Source organism: Rathayibacter sp. AY1C2, assembly GCF_002931195.1.
In the GTDB taxonomy this organism is placed as follows: Bacteria; Actinomycetota; Actinomycetes; order Actinomycetales; family Microbacteriaceae; genus Rathayibacter.
Genome location: NZ_PSWG01000002.1, coordinates 145,409 through 163,179, shown reverse-complemented (window position 1 = coordinate 163,179; position 17,771 = coordinate 145,409). Strand labels below are relative to the sequence as shown.

The following is a 17,771-nucleotide window of genomic DNA, read 5'->3' as shown; positions in this document are numbered from 1 at the left end:
GTTCGGGGCGTCGAACCGCGCCGGAGTCGGGCGGGTCAGGCCGTCGCGGGATGCGCCAGCAGCCGGGCGAGGTGCGCGCCGACCGCGTCGTCCTCGATGAGGAACCCGTCGTGGCCGAACGTCGAGGTGATCACCGCGACCTCTCCGCCGTCGAGAGCGCCGGGAGCGTGCGCCGCGATGATCCGCTGGCCCTCGACCGGGAAGAGCCGGTCGCTGTCGATGCCGAGGACGAGGGTCGGGCTGGTGATCCGGGAGAGGGCGGCCGCCTCGCCGCCCCGGCCGCGGCCGACGTCGTGCGAGTTCATCGCCTCGACCAGCGTGATGTAGCTGTTCGCGTCGAAGCGGCGGGTGAACTTGTTGCCGTGGAAGTCGAGGTACGACTCCACGGCGAAGCGGCCGCCGCCGCCGAGCGGGCTGAGCCCCGACTGCCAGCTGCGCTCGAAGCGGTCGTTGAGCTCGGAGGGGCTGCGGTAGTTGAGCAGTGCCATCCGGCGGGCGAGCGCGAGGCCGTGGTACGGGCCCTGGCCGTCGCCCGCGTCGTAGTAGGAGCCGCCCGCGAAGGCCGCGTCGTTGCGGATCGCCTCGAGCTGCACGAAGTTGAGGGCGATCTGGTCGGCCGTGGCCCGCGGGGGAGCTGCGAGGACCGCGAGGCGCGCGACCCGCTCCGCGTGGTCGATCCCCCACTCCAGCGCTTGCATCCCGCCCATCGAGCCGCCGATGACGGTGTGCCAGCGCTCGACGCCGAGCAGGTCGCTGAACTGCACCTGCGCCCGCACCTGGTCGCGGATGCTCGTGTACGGGAACCGTGCGCCCCACTCGTGGCCGTCCGGGGCGAGGGACGCGGGACCGCTGGAGCCCTGGCACCCGCCGAGCATGTTCGGGGCGACCACGAAGAAGCGGTCGGTGTCGATCACGAGGCCGGGGCCGACGAGTCCCGACCACCAGCCGTCCGTCGCGTGGCCGGGATCGCCGCGGCCGAGCAGGTGGGAGTCGCCGGTCAGCGCGTGCAGGACGAGGACGGCGTTGTCGCGGCGCTCGTTCAGAGCGCCCCAGCTCTCGTAGGCGATGCGGGCGTGGGGGAGGCGGCCGCCCGCCTCGAAGTCGAACGGGCCGAGGTCGACGAAGCGGCGTCCGCCCGGGTGGTCGCCGTCGCGCCAGGCTCCGGTGGCGGGCGGCTTGCCGATGACCGAGAGGAGCTGGCGCTCGGTGACGAACGCCGACGGGACCGTGTCCTCGAGTGTCTGCTGCCAGTCCATAGCGCTGTCCATCGTGTCAGAGCGCCGCGGGGCGGAGCCGTTTGTTACGCCCTGCTCCCGCGCTCCTCCGCCCGCGCGCGGAGCGCCCTGACGCGATCCCCGAGGACGGGGACCCCGTCAGGGCGCCGAGGGGCCTCAGGCGTTCGCGCGGGAGGCCTCGACGACGGCGCGCGCGGCGCGGAGGGCCTGGTCGAGGTCGGCGCGGAGGTCGTCGACGTTCTCGAGTCCCACCGACAGGCGCACCAGGCCCGGAGTGACGCCGGCGGTCAGCTGCTGCTCGGGCGAGAGCTGCGAGTGCGTGGTCGACGCGGGGTGGATGACGAGCGAGCGGACGTCGCCGATGTTGGCCAGGTGCGAGAACAGCTCCAGCGAGTCGACGAAGGCCCGGCCGGCGTCCACTCCGCCCTTGAGCTCGAACGAGAGCACCGCGCCCACGCCCTTCGGCGCGTAGCGGTTGGCCGCGGCGTACCAGGGCGAGGTGGGCAGGCCCGAGTAGTTCACCGAGGCGATGTCGGAGTGGTTCTCGAGGTACTCCGCGATCTCCTGCGCGTTCTGCACGTGGCGCTCGATCCGGAGCGAGAGGGTCTCGATGCCCTGGATGAGCTGCCAGGCGCTCGCCGGGGCGATCGAGGCGCCGAGGTCGCGCAGCAGCTGCACGCGGGCCTTGATGATGTAGGCGAGGGAGTCGCCGACCGCGTCGGTGTAGACGGCACCGTGGTAGGACTCGTCCGGCGTGGTGAGGCCGGGGAAGCGCTCGGCGTTCGCGGTCCACGAGAAGCGGCCGCCGTCGACGATCGCTCCGCCGATGACCGTGCCGTGGCCGCCGAGGAACTTCGTCGCCGAGTGCACGATGATGTCCGCGCCGTGCTCGAAGGGGCGGATCAGGTAGGGCGTCGCGATGGTGTTGTCCACGATCAGGGGCACGCCGGCGTCGTGCGCGACATCGGCCACGGAGCGGATGTCGAGGATGTTGATCTTGGGGTTGCCGACGGTCTCGGCGAAGAACAGCTTCGTGTTCGGACGGACGGCGCGGCGCCACTCCTCGCGGTCGTCCTGGTTCTCGACGAAGGTCGTCTCGATGCCGAGCTTGGCGAGGGTGTACTTGAAGAGGTTGTAGGTGCCGCCGTAGATCGAGGACGACGAGACGATGTGGTCGCCGGCCTGGGCGATGTTCAGCACGGCCGCGGTCTCGGCGGCCTGGCCCGAGGCGAGCAGCAGGGCGCCGGAGCCGCCCTCGAGGGCGGTGAGCCGCTCCTCCACGACCGCCTGGGTCGGGTTCTGGATGCGGGTGTAGATGTTCCCGAACTCGGCCAGCGCGAACAGGTTCTGGGCGTGCTCCGCGTTGTCGAAGACGTAGGAGGTGGTCTGGTAGATCGGCGTCGCGCGGGCCTTGGTCACCGGGTCCGGCGCGGCGCCCGAGTGGATCTGCTTGGTCTCGAACTGCCACTTCTCGGAGTCGGTCATGGTGCTTCCCATCGGATCGTCGGGGTCGGTGACGGGGCCGTTCTCCGTCGCGACGAGCGTACGCGGGGGCCCGCCGGGCGGCCAGGACCGCCGACACACGGGGTAACGGCCGTCAGCGCCGCTCGGGCTGCCGGTCGCGCTTGGCGCCCGTGGGGTCTGCGCGGTCCGGGCGCGGAGGCCTCTCGTCGGCCGCCGGGGCGAAGAGCCAGGCCGCGCGGGGCTCGACCAGCCGGTGGAAGACGGTGCGGGTCCAGCCCAGTGAGAGCGCGACCGAGACCGCGATGCAGAACACGATCATCAGCGCGAGGGCGAGCGTGCTCTCCGTCCGCGAGAGGATCCCGGACTCCCGCAGCGGATAGAGGACGAAGCTGTGGAGGAGGTAGACGTACATCGTCGACTGCCCCCAGGCGGTGAGCGGGGTGCGGCGGCGCGGAACCAGCGCGAAGAGCGCGAGCGAGAGCACGACCGCTCCGGCCATCAGGGCCAGCCGCACCAGCCCGGCCCACCACTGGGTCTCGCCGAGGGCGTCGTAGGGGCGGTCGTAGAAGAACCAGTAGCGCAGGTCCGCCGCTCGGAACGCCTCGATGTTGACGGTCATGACGACCGCCGTGACCGCGAAGAGGACGACGGCGAGGATCCGGGCGAGGAGGACCCGCGACGGCGGCTGATCGAGCCAGCGCTCGACGGCGGAGCGGCCGCCGGGGGCGAAGCCGCGCAGGCGCCAGCCGAACACGAAGAACGGCAGGATCCCGATCGCGCGTGCGAGCGAGAAGGTCGAGTCGATGTTGTCGTAGTAGCTGACCCCGACCGCGAGCACCACGCTGATCAGCAGCGGCCAGCGCAGCAGCGCCAGGTAGGGGAGGACGAGGCGGAAGATACCCAGCGCGAGCAGGAACCACAGCGTCCAGCTCGGCTTCGTCGGGTTGAACTCCTGCTTCCCCTCGACCAGGAACTGCACCAGGGTCCAGATCGTCTCCATGATCAGGTAGGGCAGGAGGATGTCGGTCAGCACCCGCCGCATCGCGCGCCCGCTCGGTGCGCCGCTCTTGGAGAAGTAGCCCGAGATGATCGCGAACGCCGGCATGTGGAAGGCGTAGATCGTCAGGTAGACGATGAGCGAGGTGTCGGAGTTGGCCGTCAGCCTCTGGACGCCGTGCCCGATCACGACGAGGGTCACGCAGACGAAGCGCGCGTTGTCCCAGAGGGGCACGCGGCGCTTCGGGGTGACGGCTGTCCCGGCGGTCGCGGGAACCGGGTCGGCGGGCGGCACGCGGCCAGACTAGCGTTGGGCTGCGACGACGGAGTCGAGGGTGTCCGAGGCTTGACGGAAGGGGACGGGCGTGGATCGACGCGTTGTCGTGACAGGAGCGAGTTCAGGGATCGGGGCGGCCACGGTCCGCCTGTTCCGCGAGCACGGCTGGGAGGTCGTCGCCGTCGCGCGCCGGCGCGACCGGCTGGAGGCGCTCGCCGCCGAGACCGGCGCCGGGTACTTCGCCGCCGACCTCACCGACGCCGCCCAGGTCGACGCTCTGCGCGACCACCTCGCCTCCTCCGGGCCCGTGCACGCGCTCGTGAACAACGCGGGCGGTGCGCTCGGACTCGACTCGGTCGAGAAGTCCGACCCCGAGGACTGGCGCCGCATGTTCGAGATCAACGTGCTCTCGGTGAAGCTCGTGACCAGCGCGCTGCTCCCGCTGCTGCGCGCCGGGATCCGGGGGAGCGGCACCTCCGCGGACATCGTGACGGTCACCTCGATCGCCGGCCACGTCGCCTACGAGGGCGGAGGCGGGTACAACGCCGCCAAGCACGCCGCGCACGCGCTGGTCGCCGTGCTGCGGCTCGAGCTGGCCGGCGAGCCGATCCGCGTGATCGAGATCGCGCCGGGCATGGTGCACACGGACGAGTTCTCGCTGGTCCGCTTCGGCGGCGACCGGGAGCGCGCCGACGCGGTCTACGCCGAGGTCCCCGACCCGCTCGTCGCGGAGGACGTCGCCGCTGCGATCGTCTCCTCGGTGGAGCTCCCCGCCCACGTCAACCTCGACCTGGTGACCATCAAGCCGGTCGCGCAGGCGGCCCCGCACAAGGTCGCGAAGGGACCCCTGGCCCCGCGCGCCTGACCGATGTGACGCGGAGGCCCGCGACGGCCTAGCCTGTCCCTCATGGTTTCCGACGCCGACGACTCCGCCGCCCTCCTCGCCGCCACGGAGAAGGAGGTGCTCGGCTGGCTCGAGTTCGGCGACGCCGCTCGGCACCTGGCCGACGACGTGGTCGCGTCGGGCTACCGGCCGGAGCTGGTCGTCGCCATCGCGCGCGGCGGTCTGCTCCTCGCGGGCGCCGTGGCCTACGCGCTCGGCATCAAGAGCTGCGGCGCGCTGAACGTCGAGTTCTACACCGGCGTCGAGGCGCGCCTGGCGGAGCCCGTGGTGCTGCCGCCGCTGCTCGACGAGGCGTCCGTGCGCGGCAAGCGCATCCTCCTGGTCGACGACGTCTCCGACTCCGGCCACACCCTCGCCCTCTCGGTGAAGCTCATCCGCGCGATGGGTGCCGAGGTGCGCACCGTGACCCTCTACACGAAGCCGCGCACGGTGCTCGAGCCCGATTTCTTCTGGCGCCGCACCCCGCGCTGGATCGTCTTCCCCTGGTCGGCTCTGCCCCCGGTGGACGGAGCCCTCGCCGAGGACGACGAGTGAGCGTCCACCTGATCGGCGGCGGAGGCGGCGTCGAGCACGACCAGCAGCTGTACGGGGCGTTCCTCGCGGAGGCGCGCGCCCACGCGGTCGACGCCGGCCGGATCGAGGGCCCGCGCATCGCGATCGTCGTCGTCCACGACGGGCTCGGCCCGGAGGCCTACGCCGGCTACGCGGCACTGCTCGCGACGGTCGGCCCGCTCGACGCGTTCGCCGTGATGAAGCCGGAGGGCGGCCGGATCGATCCCGCGGTCTTCGACGACGTCGACGGGATCTTCGTCGGCGGAGGGCTGACACCGGCCTACCGCGACGCGCTCGAGGCCTGCTTCCCGCGGCTGCGCGATCTCGTCTCCTCCGGAGTGCCGTACGCCGGCTACTCGGCGGGAGCCGCCGTCGCGGCCGACCGCGCCCTCGTCGGCGGCCACCGGATCGGCGGCGTCGCCGTCGTCCCGGAGGGCGCGGCGGAGGAGCTCGACGAGGTCACGGTGCTCGAGGGCATCGGCCTCATCGATGTGACGGTCGACGTGCACGCGGCGCAATGGGGGACCCTCGGCCGCCTGGTCGCGGCCGTCGAGGCGGGCCTGGTCGACGGCGGCGTCGCGCTCGACGAGTCCACCGTGCTGATCGTCGGCACCGGCGCGCTCCGCGTCGGCGGCGCCGGCTCGGTGTGGCGCGTGAGCGGCAGCGACGCCGGAGTCGTCGTCGCGACGCTCGCGGCGGGCTGACCCGGTGGACCTCGCTGAGCTCGCGGCCTCGGGACTGATCGACAGGGGCTGGGCGGAGGCCCTCGCCCCCGTCGCCGGGGACATCGCCGCGATGGGCGACTTCCTCCGCGGCGAGGTCGCGGCCGGTCGGCCCTACCTCCCCGCGGGCCGCGACGTGCTCCGCGCCTTCGCCGCACCGCTCGCGGACGTGCGCGTCCTCATCGTCGGACAGGACCCGTACCCGACGCCCGGGCACCCGATCGGGCTGTCCTTCGCGGTCGAGCGCCACGTGCGCCCGCTGCCGAGGAGCCTGCAGAACATCCACCGCGAGCTCCGGGACGACCTCGGCGTCGAGCCGCCCGAGCACGGCGACCTCAGCGGCTGGACCTCGAGCGGCGTGATGCTGCTCAACCGGGTCCTCACCGTCGCCCCCGGCTCTCCCGCCTCGCACCGCGGGAAGGGCTGGGAGGCGGTCACCGAGCACGCGATCCGCACGCTGGCCGCCCGGGACGCGCCTCTCGTCGCGATCCTCTGGGGCCGCGACGCCGCGTCGCTCCGCCCGATGCTGGGGGAGGCCGGAGTGATCGAGAGCGCGCACCCCAGCCCGCTGTCGGCCTCGCGCGGCTTCTTCGGCTCCCGGCCGTTCAGCCGCGCCAACGCCCTTCTGGAGGAGCGCGGCGCGGAGCCGGTCGACTGGAGCGCTCTCGCGTGACCGGGCGCTCGCCCGCGGGGCGGCTACGCTGGCCCGGATCGATGGGCGGAGCCGAAGGGGAGCCGGATGCTTGAGGAAGAGTACGAGAGCCGGCGCGTCCTGCCGCCGCACCTGCGGAAGGCACCGCCTCCCGAGCCCGGCTTCTCGTTCGAGATCCGCGACGCCCGCGACGCCGACCTCCCGGACATCCGCGAGATCTACAACCACTACGTGCGCAACACGGTGGTGACCTTCGACGAGGACGACTCGACGCTGAAGGAGTGGCGGACGAAGTTCACCCGCAACCAGAAGCTCGGGCTGCCCTTCATCGTGGCCGTCTCGCCGTCGGGCCAGATCCTCGGCTACGCGATGGTGTCGCCGTGGTCCTCCAAGCGGGCGTACCGCTTCACCGTGGAGAACTCGATCTACCTGCGGGCGGCCTCCACCGGCAAGGGCCTCGGCCGGGCGCTGATGGCCGAGCTCCTCGAGCGCGCGAAGGCCGTGGGGATCCGTCAGATCATGGCCGTCATCGCTGACAGGGGCGCGGAGGCGTCGCTGGCGATGCACGCGCAGTTCGGATTCGTCGAGGTCGGCCGGATGGGCCGCGTCGGCTTCAAGTTCGAGCGCTGGCTCAGCACCGTCCTGCTGCAGAAGACCCTCAAGTAGGGCCGACCCGCCCCTGCGAATGCGCCTCATCGACAGGTGCCGGGGAGCGCGCCGTCCCTACACTGGACGGCATGGAATGGCTCGTCCCGCTCATCGTCGTCGTCGCGCTCGTCGTCATCCTCGGGGTCTACCTCTGGGCGACGTACAACTCGCTGGTCACCCTCAACGTCCGCGTGGACGAGGCGTGGAGCGACATCACCGTCCAGCTGAAGCGCCGTGCGGATCTGATCCCCAACGTGATCGACTCCGTGAAGGGCTACGCCTCGCACGAGCGCCAGGTCTTCGAGTCGGTGACGCAGGCTCGCGCCGAGACGCTCCAGGCCCAGGGCCCGGCGGAGGCGTCGGTCGCCGAGGACCACATGCAGAGTGCGCTGAAGTCGATCTTCGCGGTCGCGGAGGCGTACCCCCAGCTGCAGGCGAGCCAGAACTTCCTCCAGCTGCAGGGCGAGCTGGTCGACACCGAGGACAAGATCCAGTCGGCCCGGCGCTTCTACAACGGCGGCGTGCGCGAGATGAACACCAAGGTGAAGGTCTTCCCGAACACGCTCTTCTCGCGCCGGCTCGGCTTCTCGGAGCGCGAGTTCTTCGAGGTCGGCGATCTCGCCGCGATCTCGGAGCCCCCGCGCGTCCAGTTCTAGGCAGCCGCCGTGTACAGCGCGATCGCCCGCAACAAGCGCAACACGGTCCTGATCCTCGTCCTGTTCCTGGCGATCATCGGCGGCCTGGGCGCCCTGGCGGCAGCGGTCTACCGCAGCACGACGATCGTCGTGGTGGTGCTCGTGATCGCCGCCGGGTACGCGTTCGTCCAGTACTTCTTCGCCGCTCGCCAGGCGGTCGCGCTCAGCGGCGGCGTGGCGGTGGAGAGGGCGGACGAGCCGAGGCTCTACCGCATCGTCGAGAACCTCTCGATCGCGACGGGCACGCCGATGCCGAAGGTGTACCTGATCGACGACCCGGCGCCGAACGCGTTCGCGACCGGCCGTGATCCCGAGCACGCCGTCGTGGCTACGACGACGGGCCTGCTCGCGATCATGGACGACGCCGAGCTGGAGGGCGTGATGGCCCACGAGCTGGGCCACGTCCGCAACTACGACATCCGCGTCTCGATGATCGTCTTCGGTCTCGTCGTCGCGGTGGGCTTCCTCTCGGACGCCTTCCTCCGCCTGGCCTTCTTCGGGCGGGGCGGCAACGGCAACGGCGGGGGCAACCCGGCGCTCCTGATCGTCGGGCTGGTGTCGATGGTCCTCGCGCCGATCGTCGCCTCGGTCGTGCAGCTCTCGATCTCCCGTCAGCGCGAGTACCTCGCCGATGCGACCAGCGCGCTGACGACCCGCCACCCCGACGCCCTCGCCCGCGCCCTGCTCAAGCTCGAGTCCGCGGGCCGGCCGATGCAGCGGCAGAACAGTTCGATGGCGCACCTCTGGATCGCCGACCCGTCGAAGCCGGGAGTGGTCGCGCGCCTCTTCGCGACCCACCCGCCGATCGCGGACCGCGTCGCCCGCCTCTCCGAGATGGGCTCGCGCTTCTAGCAGGCCGATCCGGCGGCCGCCCCGTCGCCGATCGCCGCCCGCCCGGATCTCACCCCGGGCAGCGGGGCACGCGTCACCGCGCCGGACGGGACGTCATCCGGTCGGAGCCGCGAGCGGACCGCCGTCGACGGTCGTCAGGTACTCGGCGAAGACCGGCGCCGGGTCGATGCCGCTCGCGGCCGCGTCGACCAGCGCCCGCCGGACCAGGGCGAGGACGACGGTGGCCAGGACGGCCGCCCGGTGCGGGGACGTGCGGCCGAGCCCCATCCGCTCCGCGAGGAACGGCGTCAGCGCCTCCTCGCCGTCGTGCAGCGACTGCGCCCAGACGGCGCGCATCGCCGAGGTCTCGGTGAGCAGGGGGATCAGCCGGAGGGTGCGGTCGAGCTGGGGACCGGAGGCCGCCGCGGCGAAGGCGTGACCGAGCGCCGCGTTCAGCGGCTCGGCGGCCGGTCGTTCGAGGAGGGCGCGTCCCATCGCGGCGATCGCGGCGGCGAGCACCGGGCGCACGCAGTCCTCCTTCCCGCCGAGGTACCGGTGGAAGGTCCGGAGGGAGACGCCGGCCGCATGGGCGAGCTCGCCCGTGCCGACCCCGACGACGCTCCCGCGCTCGAGCAGACGGGCGACGCAGCGCTCCGAGAGCGCAAGCGCCAGGACGCCGCCGGGCGCGCTCACGCGATCCTCCTCAGTGCTGCGGCGAGGGCGGCCGCGAGGTCGCCGCGACCGACGACCTCGACGGCGTCGAGGCCCTGCCAGGCCGCCGCCTCGACCAGCAGTGCGGCGAGCCGCTCCGGCGTGTCGGCCAGGGCCCCCGGCTCGAGCCAGGCGGCCTGCACGAGGAGGACCCGGCACTTGCGCTCGCTCTTGAGGTCGACCCGTGCAGCGATCACGTCGTCGAGGAGCACGGGGAGGACGTAGTAGCCGTGGACCCGCTGCTCGGCCGGGGTGTAGATCTCGATCCGGTAGTGGAAGCCGAAGAACAGCTCGGCTCTCGGCCGGTGCCAGACCACGGGGTCGAACGGCGAGAGGAGCGCGTCCGCCCGGAGCGTGCGGGGGCGTCGGGCATCGACGTGCCGCCAGAGCGGCACGGGTCGCCCGCCCCGCTCCCAGCCGCGCACCTCGACGCGCTCGAGCTCGCCCGCCTCGACCAGCTCGTCGATCGCGACGCGCGTGGGGGACTGGAGCAGCCGGTGGTAATCGGCCAGGTCGCCGAGGGTGCCGATCCCATGGGCCCGGGCCGCCCGGCGCACGAGCTCGCGGACGGCGTCGGGGAGGGGCACGACGGCATCGAGCACCGCGCTCGGGAGGAGCCGCTCGGCGAGACCGTAGGAGCGCTCGAAGCGCGTGCGCCCCGCCGTCACCACCTCGCCCCAGCGGAACAGGACCTCGAGGCCGCGCTTGATGTCGGACCAGCCCCACCAGGGGCCCGTGCGGACGTTGGCCTCGTGCTCGATCTCGGAGGCGCGGAGGGGACCGTCGGCGAGCGCGGCGCGGAGCCAGTCGAGGGTGGCGCGGTTCTCGTGGGCCCAGCCCTCGTGCTCGGGCAGGCGGACCCGGCGGTAGTGCTCCATCCGCCAGCGGTAGAGCGGGAGGTCCTCGCGGCGGACGAGGGCGGCCTCGTGGGCCCAGTACTCGACGTAGGGGCCGTCGGGGGAGAAGGCCGCTGCGTCGAGGAGGGAGCGATCGTACGGGCCGAGCCGCGCGAGCAGCGGCAGGTAGTGGCTCCGCTCGAAGACGTTCACCGAGTCGAGCTGGAGCGGGCGGATCCGGTCTACGGCGGCGCGCACCCGGCGCGCGTCGACCCGGGAGGGACGGGGGACGCCGAACCCCTGCGCCGCCAGGGCGATGCGGCGCGCGAGCGCGGGGGAGAGCTGCTCGGTCATGGTCCGCCCACGCTAGCGAACGCCCCCGACATCGCCGTCCCCGATTCGGCCCCCGGCGTTCGCCCGGCATTCACCGCCGCGCTCCCTCGCCGTCTCGCGGCGCTCCTACCGTGCCCGAGGCCGTCCCACCGGGGCGGCCCACCCGACTCCTGGAGGACCCCTGACCATTCAGCGCCTGTCGCGCACCGCCGCGGTCGCCGCCGCCGGCACCGCCCTCGTCTTCACGCTCTCGGCCTGCTCCGGCGGCGCCACCGCCTCGTCCTACGGCGGCGGCGCGGACGCGGCGTCCGCCACGTCCGCCGCGGACCTCGGCGGGCTGGACGCCCTGGTCGAGGCGGCGAAGGCCGAGGGCGAGCTCAACGTCATCGCCCTGCCCGACACCTGGGCGAACTACGGCGAGCTGATCAGCGGCTTCGAGGACGAGTACGGCATCACCGTGAACTCCGCCGACCCCGACGTCTCCTCCGCGGAGGAGATCAGCACGGCGGAGAACCTCGCCGGGCAGGACACCGCTCCCGACGTGTTCGACCTCGGGCCGGCCGTCGCTCTGGCGAACACGGACGTGTTCGCGCCGTACAAGGTCGAGTCCTGGGACGACATCCCCGAGGGGAACAAAGAGGAGTCGGGCCTCTGGGTGAACGACTACACCGGCCTGATGTCGATCGGGTTCGACGCGGCCGCGGTGCCTGCGCCCACGTCGCTCGAGGACCTCCTCGGCGCCGACTACCGCGGCTCGGTCGCGATCAACGGCGACCCGACCCAGGCGGGAGCCGCCGCGGCCGCAGTGCAGCTCGCGGCTCTCCAGTCCGGCGGCTCCGCCGACGACGTCCAGGCGGGGATCGACTTCTTCGAGAAGCTGAACGACGCCGGCAACTTCCTGCCGCTGGACCCGACCGACGCCACCATCGCCTCGGGCGAGACCCCGGTCGTCTTCGACTGGAGCTACAACAACCTCGCCGCCGGGAAGGCGAACGAGGGCACCCGCGAGTGGACGACGACCGTCCTCCCGGGCTCCGCCGTCGGCAGCTACTACAACCAGGCGGTCAACGCCGACGCTCCGCACCCCGCGGCCGCGCGGCTCTGGCAGGAGTACCTCTACTCCGACGCCGCGCAGAACCTCTACCTCGCCGCCGGCGCCTACCCGGTGCGCCTGGCCGCGATGACCGAGGCCGGCACGGTCGACCAGGACGCGCTCGACGCCGTCGGCGCCGCTCCCTCCGACCTCGTCCAGTTCACGGAGGAGCAGACCGAGGCGGCCTCGTCGCTCCTCGCCGAGAAGTGGGCCGCGGCGATCCAGTGACCACCGCTCCCGCCGAGGCCGTCTCCGGGGCGTCCGCGCCCCGGGGACGGCGCGGCACCCCGGCCGTGCTGGGCGTCGCCCCCTTCGCGCTCTACGTCCTGCTGTTCCTTGCCGTCCCCACGGTCCTCGCCGTGGCGACCGGATTCACGGACGGAGACGGCCGCTTCACCACGGCGAACGTGCTCGCGCTCGGGGATCCCGTCGTGCTGTCCGCCTTCGGCGCGTCGCTCGGGCTCTCGGCCGTGACCGCCGTCGTCGGCGCGGTGCTGGGCGCGGTCGTGTGCCTGGCCCTGCTCGGCTCCGATCCGCGCGGGGCGCTCCGGACCGTCGTCGATGCGGCGGCGAGCGTCCTTGCGCAGTTCGGCGGTGTGATGCTCGCGTTCGCCTTCATCGCGACGATCGGCGTGCAGGGGCTGGTGACCACCCTCCTCGCGGGAGCGGGCGTCGACCTCTACGCCGACGGCGTGTGGCTCTACCAGCTTCCCGGGCTCGTCCTGCCCTACCTCTACTTCCAGGTGCCCCTGATGGTGCTCACGTTCCTGCCCGCGCTAGAGGGTCTGCGCCCGGAGTGGGCCGAGGCGAACGCGGTGCTCGGCGGGGGCCGGCTCGGCTACTGGCTGCACGTGGCCCTCCCGGTGCTGGCGCCGTCGTTCCTCGGCTGCGTGCTGCTGCTGTTCGCGAACGCGTTCTCCTCCTTCGCCACCGCGGCGGCGCTGATCAGCCAGGGCGCGCAGATCGTCCCGCTTCAGATCCGCGCCGCGCTGGTCAGCGAGACGGTGCTGGGCCGCGAGAACCTCGCGGGCGCCCTCGCGCTCGGGATGCTCGCGATGATGGTGGTCCTGATGTCCGGGTACGCGCTGCTGCAGCGCCGGGCCCGGCGGTGGCAGCGATGAGGCCCGCGCGGCTCCTGTCCGGGGCGGTGCTCGTGATCACCGGGCTGGTGTTCGCCGTCCCGATCGTCGCGATGGCGGAGTTCACGCTCCGCGGCGCCGGCGGCCACGACCTCTCGCACTGGACGGCGATCCTCGACCCGGAGAACGAGCGCGCCTACCGCTCGCTGTTCCAGGGGATCGGCAACTCGCTGGTCCTCGCCGTCGTCACCGCCCTCATCGTCCTGGTCCTGCTGGTGCCGACGATGCTGCTCGTCGAGATCCGGCTCCCACGCCTGCGCCGGGCTCTGGAGCTGGTCTGCCTGCTCCCGCTGACCGTGCCCGCCATCGTCCTCGTCGTCGGCCTCGCGCCGGTCTACTCCGTGGTCACCGAGCTCGCCGGCTCCGCGCCGTGGACGCTCGCTCTCGCCTACGGGGTGCTGGTCCTGCCCTACTCCTACCGCGCCGTGGCGGCGGACCTCGCCGGTCTCGACGCCGTGACGCTCTCGGAGACGGCCCGCTCGCTCGGCGCGGGCCCGCTCGCGGTGCTCGGGAGGGTCCTCCTGCCGAACCTGCGCCGGGGCCTGGTCGCGGCCGCGCTGATCACCGTCGCAGTCGTTCTCGGCGAGTACACGCTCGCCTCGCTCCTCAGCCGCACCACCCTCCAGACCGGCCTGGTGCAGGTGTCGAAGTCCGACGCCTACGTCGCCGTGATCTTCTCGCTGCTCTCCCTCCTCTTCGCCTTCGCCCTCCTGATCGGGATCGGCCGCCTCGCGCGGATCGGCCTGCCGACGGGCCGGGCGCGCTCCTCGAAAGGCTCCTCGTGAACGCTCCCACCCTCCCCGGCGCCCGCGTGCTCTTCGTCGACGTGGAGCGGCACTACGGCTCCGCGCGAGCGCTCGACGGCGTCTCGTTCGACGTAACCCCGGGTGAGTTCATCGCGCTGCTCGGCCCCTCCGGCTGCGGCAAGACCACAGCCCTGCGCGCCCTCAGCGGTCTCGAGCGGATCGACGCGGGGCGGATCCTCGTCGACGAGGAGGACGTCGCCCACGTCCCCGTCGCGAAGCGCGACATGGGCATGGTCTTCCAGTCGTACTCGCTCTTCCCGCACCTGCGGGCGCGCGAGAACGTCGAGTTCGGGCTGCGCACCCGGGGAGTCGGGGCGCGCGAGCGCCGGGCGGCCGCGGGGGAGGCGCTGGAGGTCGCGGGCCTCGGCGCCCTCGGCGACCGCTACGCGCACGAGCTCTCCGGCGGCCAGCAGCAGCGGGTGGCGCTCGCGCGCGCCCTCGTCACGCGGCCGCGGGTGCTGCTGCTGGACGAGCCTCTGTCGGCACTGGACGCGAAGGTCCGCGTCCAGCTGCGCGACGAGATCAAGCGCCTGCAGTCCGAGATCGGCATCACCACGTTCTTCGTCACGCACGATCAGGAGGAGGCGCTCGCCGTCGCCGACCGCGTCGCGGTGATGAACGCCGGGCGGATCGAGCAGCTGGGTGCACCGGAGGACCTCTACGCGCGCCCGGCGACCGCCTTCACGGCCCGCTTCGTCGGCCTCTCGACGGTGGTCGCGGGGACGGTCTCGTCGGGATCGGTCCTCGCGCTCGGTGTGCGCCTGCCGCTCGTCGACGCGGCGGCGGCCGACGGACCCGTGTCGGTGTTCCTCCGCCCCGAGGACCTCGCCGTCGTGGCCGACGGCGCTCCCGACTCCCTGCCCGGAGTCGTCCTCGCCTCGAGCTTCCTGGGGCCGGTGCGGCGCTCGACCGTCCGGCTATCGACGGGCGAGGAGGTCACCGTCCAGCACGCGTCGGGGCACCGCCTCGAGCCGGGGGAGCGGGTCGGCGTGCTGCCCGCGCGGCGCCCGGTCGCGGTCGGTCCGGCACCGGAGCAGGCGGCGGTCGGCGACGCCGCATGAGCACTCCCCGGGGATACCGCGCGGGGTATGCGCCGGGGCCTAGTCTGGGCAGATGAGACTCGGCAGGTCCCGCCGCACCTCCGGCCCGCGCGCCGTCCAGCCCGCCGCGCCCGTCGCCCCGGCCGCCCCCTCCCGGCCCGCTCCCGTCGCCGATTCGGCCTTCGTGAGCGACGGGATGCGCATCGCCGGCGCCTGGGCCTGGCGCGTCCTCGTCGTGGTCGCGGCGCTCGCGGTGCTGGTGCTGCTCGTCATCGAGCTGCGGCTGATCGTCATCCCGCTCCTGCTCGCGATCGTGATCGCCGCCCTGCTCGTGCCGTTCTCGAGCTTCCTCCAGCGCCACCGCTGGCCCAAGTGGGCCGCCGTCGTCCTGGCGGAGCTGGGGATCGTCGTGGTGATCGGCGGGCTCCTCTTCCTCGTCGTCACCCAGGTCTACTCCGGCTTCGACGACCTCAGCCGGCAGACGGTGCAGTCCTACGACGACTTCAAGGCCTTCCTCCTCGAGTCGCCGCTCCACCTCACCGAGACCGACATCAACCAGTACGCGCAGCAGGCCCTCACGGCCCTGCAGCAGGACTCGGGGATGCTGGTCAGCGGCGCGCTCAGCGTCGGCTCGACCGTCGGCCACCTGCTGACGGGCGTGCTGCTCACCCTCTTCTCGACGCTGTTCATCCTGATCGACGGGCCGAACATCTGGAGCTGGGTCGTCCGCCTCTTCCCGCGCCGCGCCCGCGGAGCCGTCGACGGCGCCGGTCGCGCAGGGTGGGTGACGCTGACCAACTTCGTGAAGGTGCAGATCCTGGTCGCCTTCGTCGACGCGGTCGGCATCGGCCTCGGCTCCTTCCTCCTCGGCGTCCCGCTGGCCATCCCGATCGGCGTGCTCGTCTTCCTCGGCTCCTTCGTGCCGGTCATCGGCGCCGTGGTGACGGGGGCGCTGGCCGTCTTCATCGCGCTGGTCTACAACGGACCGCTGATCGCGCTCTTCCTGCTGATCGTCGTCCTCGCGGTGCAGCAGCTCGAGGGCCACATCCTCCAGCCGCTGATCATGGGGTCGGCGGTCAAGGTCCACCCGTTGGCCGTCGTGCTCGCTGTGGCCGGAGGCTCGATCATCGGCGGCATCGCCGGCGCCTTCTTCGCGGTGCCCGTCGTGGCCACACTCAACGTCATGGTCAAGTACGTCGCGAGCGGAGCCTGGCGCTCGCCGACCCGAACCCCCGAGAGAGTTGCCGCAGAGCATGCAGACTAGCCGCGTCGTCGGACCCGCCCTCCACGAGTTCGAGGCGGCCCGCGCCGTCCTCGCCCCCGTCATCGCCGCCACCCCCATGGAGACGAGCACCTTCCTCGCGCAGGTCCTCGGCTCGCCCGTGTTCCTCAAGTGCGAGAACCTCCAGCGCACCGGCTCCTACAAGATCCGCGGAGCGGTGTTCCGGATGTCGCGGCTCACCCCGGAGGAGCGGGCCCGCGGAGTCGTGGCGGCCTCGGCCGGCAACCACGCGCAGGGCGTCGCCTACGCGGCGCGGGAGCTGGGGATCAAGGCCACGATCTTCATGCCGATCGGCGTCGCGCTGCCCAAGCTCGCAGCCACCCGCGACTACGGCGCGGACGTGGTGCTGAGCGGCCACATCTTCAACGAGGCGCTCGCGGCGGCGGCGGAGTTCGCCGAGCGCACGGGCGCGGTCTTCGTTCCTCCCTACGACCACCCCGACGTGATCACCGGCCAGGGCACGGTCGGCCTCGAGATCCTCGAGCAGGCCCCCGCTGTCGAGACCATCGTGGTGCCCATCGGCGGCGGCGGCCTCATCGCCGGGGTCGCCTCGGCGGCCAAGCAGAAGGCGGCCGAGGAGGGGCGCACGCTCCGCGTCATCGGCGTGCAGGCGGCCAACGCGGCGCCGTACCCGCTCTCGCTCGCGAGCGGTGAGCCGACCGCGATCACGATCTCTCCGACGATCGCCGACGGCATCGCCGTGGCGAAGCCGGGGCAGCTGAACTTCGCGATCGTCCGCGAGATGGTGGACGAGGTCGTCACCGTCGAGGACGACGACATCGCCCGGGCTCTGCTGGTGCTGCTGGAGCGGGCGAAGCTCGTGGTGGAGCCCGCGGGCGCGGTGGGCATCGCGGCGATCCTGACGGGGAAGATCCGCGACGCCGGAGCGACCGCGGTCATCCTGTCGGGCGGCAACATCGATCCGCTGATGATGGAGCGGGTGATCAGCCGGGGCCTGGCCGCGTCGGAGCGCTACCTCAAGATGAGCATCGGTCTGCCGGATCGTCCGGGGCAGCTGTCGCGCATCGCGGAGCTCATCTCGGAGGCGAACGCGAACGTGGTCGAGGTGCTGCACACCCGGCACGGCCGGGGCCTGCAGATCAGCGAGGTCGAGATCGAGATCAGCGTCGAGACCCGCGGCCCCGAGCACGCCGACCGCGTCATCCAGGTCCTCACCGACGCCGGCTACGCCCCCCGCATCTCCCGCAACTGACCGCTCGAGGGCGCCGCAATGTTCTCCGCAAAGCGGAGGACAAAGCCGGTACCGGCGATCTCGCGCCCTCGCCGTCGCCGCGAAGCCTGCGCGGCGCTCCCGTTCGGAGAGGGCTGATCGTGCGTCACGGCGCTCTCCGCAAGGCGGAGGAGGAAGCGATACCGGCGGTATCGCGCCCGACGTCGTCGCCGCGAAGCCGGCGCCCCCCCCGTCTGGAGAGGGCTGATCGTGCGTCACGGCGTTCTCCGCAAGGCGGAGGAGGAAGCGATACCGGCGGTATCGCGCCCGACGTCGTCGCCGCGAAGCCGGCGCCCCCCCCGTCTGGAGAGGGCTGATCGTGCG

18 protein-coding genes are annotated in these 17,771 nt (G+C 72.6%); 13 read left to right on the top strand and 5 right to left on the bottom strand.

The window, feature by feature from the left end; translation table 11 throughout:
* Positions 1–35: 35 nt before the first annotated feature.
* The 3 genes from C5C55_RS02380 to C5C55_RS02370 form a co-directional block, all read right to left on the bottom strand.
* Positions 36–1,256 carry a homoserine O-acetyltransferase gene (locus tag C5C55_RS02380; protein ID WP_104232776.1) on the bottom strand — a complete coding sequence of 407 codons (1,221 nt, stop codon included), beginning with the start codon at positions 1,254–1,256 and terminating at the stop codon, positions 36–38.
* A 135-nt stretch (positions 1,257–1,391) separates the two neighbouring features.
* The gene (locus tag C5C55_RS02375) at positions 1,392–2,720 is read right to left on the bottom strand and encodes a bifunctional o-acetylhomoserine/o-acetylserine sulfhydrylase (RefSeq protein ID WP_104232884.1); all 1,329 of its coding nucleotides are present in this window, start codon (positions 2,718–2,720) and stop codon (positions 1,392–1,394) included.
* Positions 2,721–2,832: 112 nt separating this feature from the next.
* Positions 2,833–3,990 carry an acyltransferase family protein gene (locus tag C5C55_RS02370; RefSeq protein ID WP_258065157.1) on the bottom strand — a complete coding sequence of 386 codons (1,158 nt, stop codon included), beginning with the start codon at positions 3,988–3,990 and terminating at the stop codon, positions 2,833–2,835.
* Between the two features lie 70 nt (positions 3,991–4,060).
* Between C5C55_RS02370 and C5C55_RS02365 the strand changes: the two genes are divergently transcribed.
* From C5C55_RS02365 to C5C55_RS02335, 7 genes are all read left to right on the top strand, one after another.
* Entirely contained in the window at positions 4,061–4,837 is a 777-nt protein-coding gene (locus C5C55_RS02365; protein ID WP_258061205.1) for an SDR family NAD(P)-dependent oxidoreductase, read from the top strand.
* 42 nt (positions 4,838–4,879) lie between these two features.
* The gene (locus C5C55_RS02360) at positions 4,880–5,410 is read left to right on the top strand and encodes a phosphoribosyltransferase (protein WP_104224441.1); all 531 of its coding nucleotides are present in this window, start codon (positions 4,880–4,882) and stop codon (positions 5,408–5,410) included.
* Positions 5,407–6,132, top strand: a complete 726-nt coding sequence (locus tag C5C55_RS02355; protein WP_104224440.1) for a peptidase S51 — start codon at positions 5,407–5,409, stop codon at positions 6,130–6,132. Before C5C55_RS02360 ends, C5C55_RS02355 begins: the two co-directional genes overlap by 4 nt.
* A 4-nt stretch (positions 6,133–6,136) precedes the next feature.
* The gene (locus tag C5C55_RS02350) at positions 6,137–6,823 is read left to right on the top strand and encodes a uracil-DNA glycosylase (RefSeq protein WP_104232774.1); all 687 of its coding nucleotides are present in this window, start codon (positions 6,137–6,139) and stop codon (positions 6,821–6,823) included.
* A 66-nt stretch (positions 6,824–6,889) separates the two neighbouring features.
* Positions 6,890–7,468: a GNAT family N-acetyltransferase gene (locus C5C55_RS02345; protein ID WP_104232773.1), complete on the top strand. Its 579-nt coding sequence runs from the start codon at positions 6,890–6,892 to the stop codon at positions 7,466–7,468.
* A gap of 71 nt (positions 7,469–7,539) precedes the next feature.
* Positions 7,540–8,106, top strand: a complete 567-nt coding sequence (locus tag C5C55_RS02340) for a LemA family protein (protein WP_104225511.1) — start codon at positions 7,540–7,542, stop codon at positions 8,104–8,106.
* Between the two features lie 9 nt (positions 8,107–8,115).
* On the top strand, positions 8,116–8,997 hold the full coding sequence (locus tag C5C55_RS02335; protein WP_104232772.1) for a M48 family metalloprotease: 882 nt from the start codon (positions 8,116–8,118) through the stop codon (positions 8,995–8,997).
* Positions 8,998–9,090: 93 nt separating this feature from the next.
* Here C5C55_RS02335 and C5C55_RS02330 read toward each other — a convergent pair whose 3' ends face one another.
* Together C5C55_RS02330 and C5C55_RS02325 are read right to left on the bottom strand one after the other, a co-directional pair.
* Positions 9,091–9,669 (bottom strand): TetR/AcrR family transcriptional regulator, encoded by a 579-nt coding sequence (locus C5C55_RS02330; protein ID WP_104224435.1) that lies wholly within the window; start codon positions 9,667–9,669, stop codon positions 9,091–9,093.
* Complete coding sequence (locus C5C55_RS02325) at positions 9,666–10,877, bottom strand: winged helix-turn-helix domain-containing protein (protein ID WP_104232771.1); 1,212 nt, start codon at positions 10,875–10,877, stop codon at positions 9,666–9,668. The genes C5C55_RS02330 and C5C55_RS02325 overlap by 4 nt, the downstream gene beginning before the upstream one ends.
* Before the next feature lie 160 nt (positions 10,878–11,037).
* Here C5C55_RS02325 and C5C55_RS02320 point away from each other — a divergent pair, with 160 nt between their 5' ends.
* Genes C5C55_RS02320 through ilvA form a run of 6 tightly spaced genes read left to right on the top strand, consistent with a single transcriptional unit; the run spans position 11,038 to position 17,429 of the window.
* Positions 11,038–12,177 (top strand): ABC transporter substrate-binding protein, encoded by a 1,140-nt coding sequence (locus tag C5C55_RS02320; protein WP_104232770.1) that lies wholly within the window; start codon positions 11,038–11,040, stop codon positions 12,175–12,177.
* Positions 12,174–13,070, top strand: a complete 897-nt coding sequence (locus tag C5C55_RS02315; RefSeq protein ID WP_104232882.1) for an ABC transporter permease subunit — start codon at positions 12,174–12,176, stop codon at positions 13,068–13,070. Before C5C55_RS02320 ends, C5C55_RS02315 begins: the two co-directional genes overlap by 4 nt.
* Entirely contained in the window at positions 13,067–13,873 is an 807-nt protein-coding gene (locus tag C5C55_RS02310; protein WP_104232769.1) for an ABC transporter permease, read from the top strand. The genes C5C55_RS02315 and C5C55_RS02310 overlap by 4 nt, the downstream gene beginning before the upstream one ends.
* Positions 13,870–14,955: an ABC transporter ATP-binding protein gene (locus tag C5C55_RS02305; protein ID WP_104232768.1), complete on the top strand. Its 1,086-nt coding sequence runs from the start codon at positions 13,870–13,872 to the stop codon at positions 14,953–14,955. The genes C5C55_RS02310 and C5C55_RS02305 overlap by 4 nt, the downstream gene beginning before the upstream one ends.
* A gap of 52 nt (positions 14,956–15,007) precedes the next feature.
* Positions 15,008–16,198, top strand: a complete 1,191-nt coding sequence (locus C5C55_RS02300) for an AI-2E family transporter (protein ID WP_104225517.1) — start codon at positions 15,008–15,010, stop codon at positions 16,196–16,198.
* A complete protein-coding gene (gene ilvA / locus C5C55_RS02295; RefSeq protein WP_104224429.1) occupies positions 16,188–17,429 on the top strand; it encodes a threonine ammonia-lyase in 1,242 nt (413 codons plus the stop codon). The genes C5C55_RS02300 and ilvA overlap by 11 nt, the downstream gene beginning before the upstream one ends.
* The last annotated feature ends 342 nt before the right edge of the window (positions 17,430–17,771 follow it).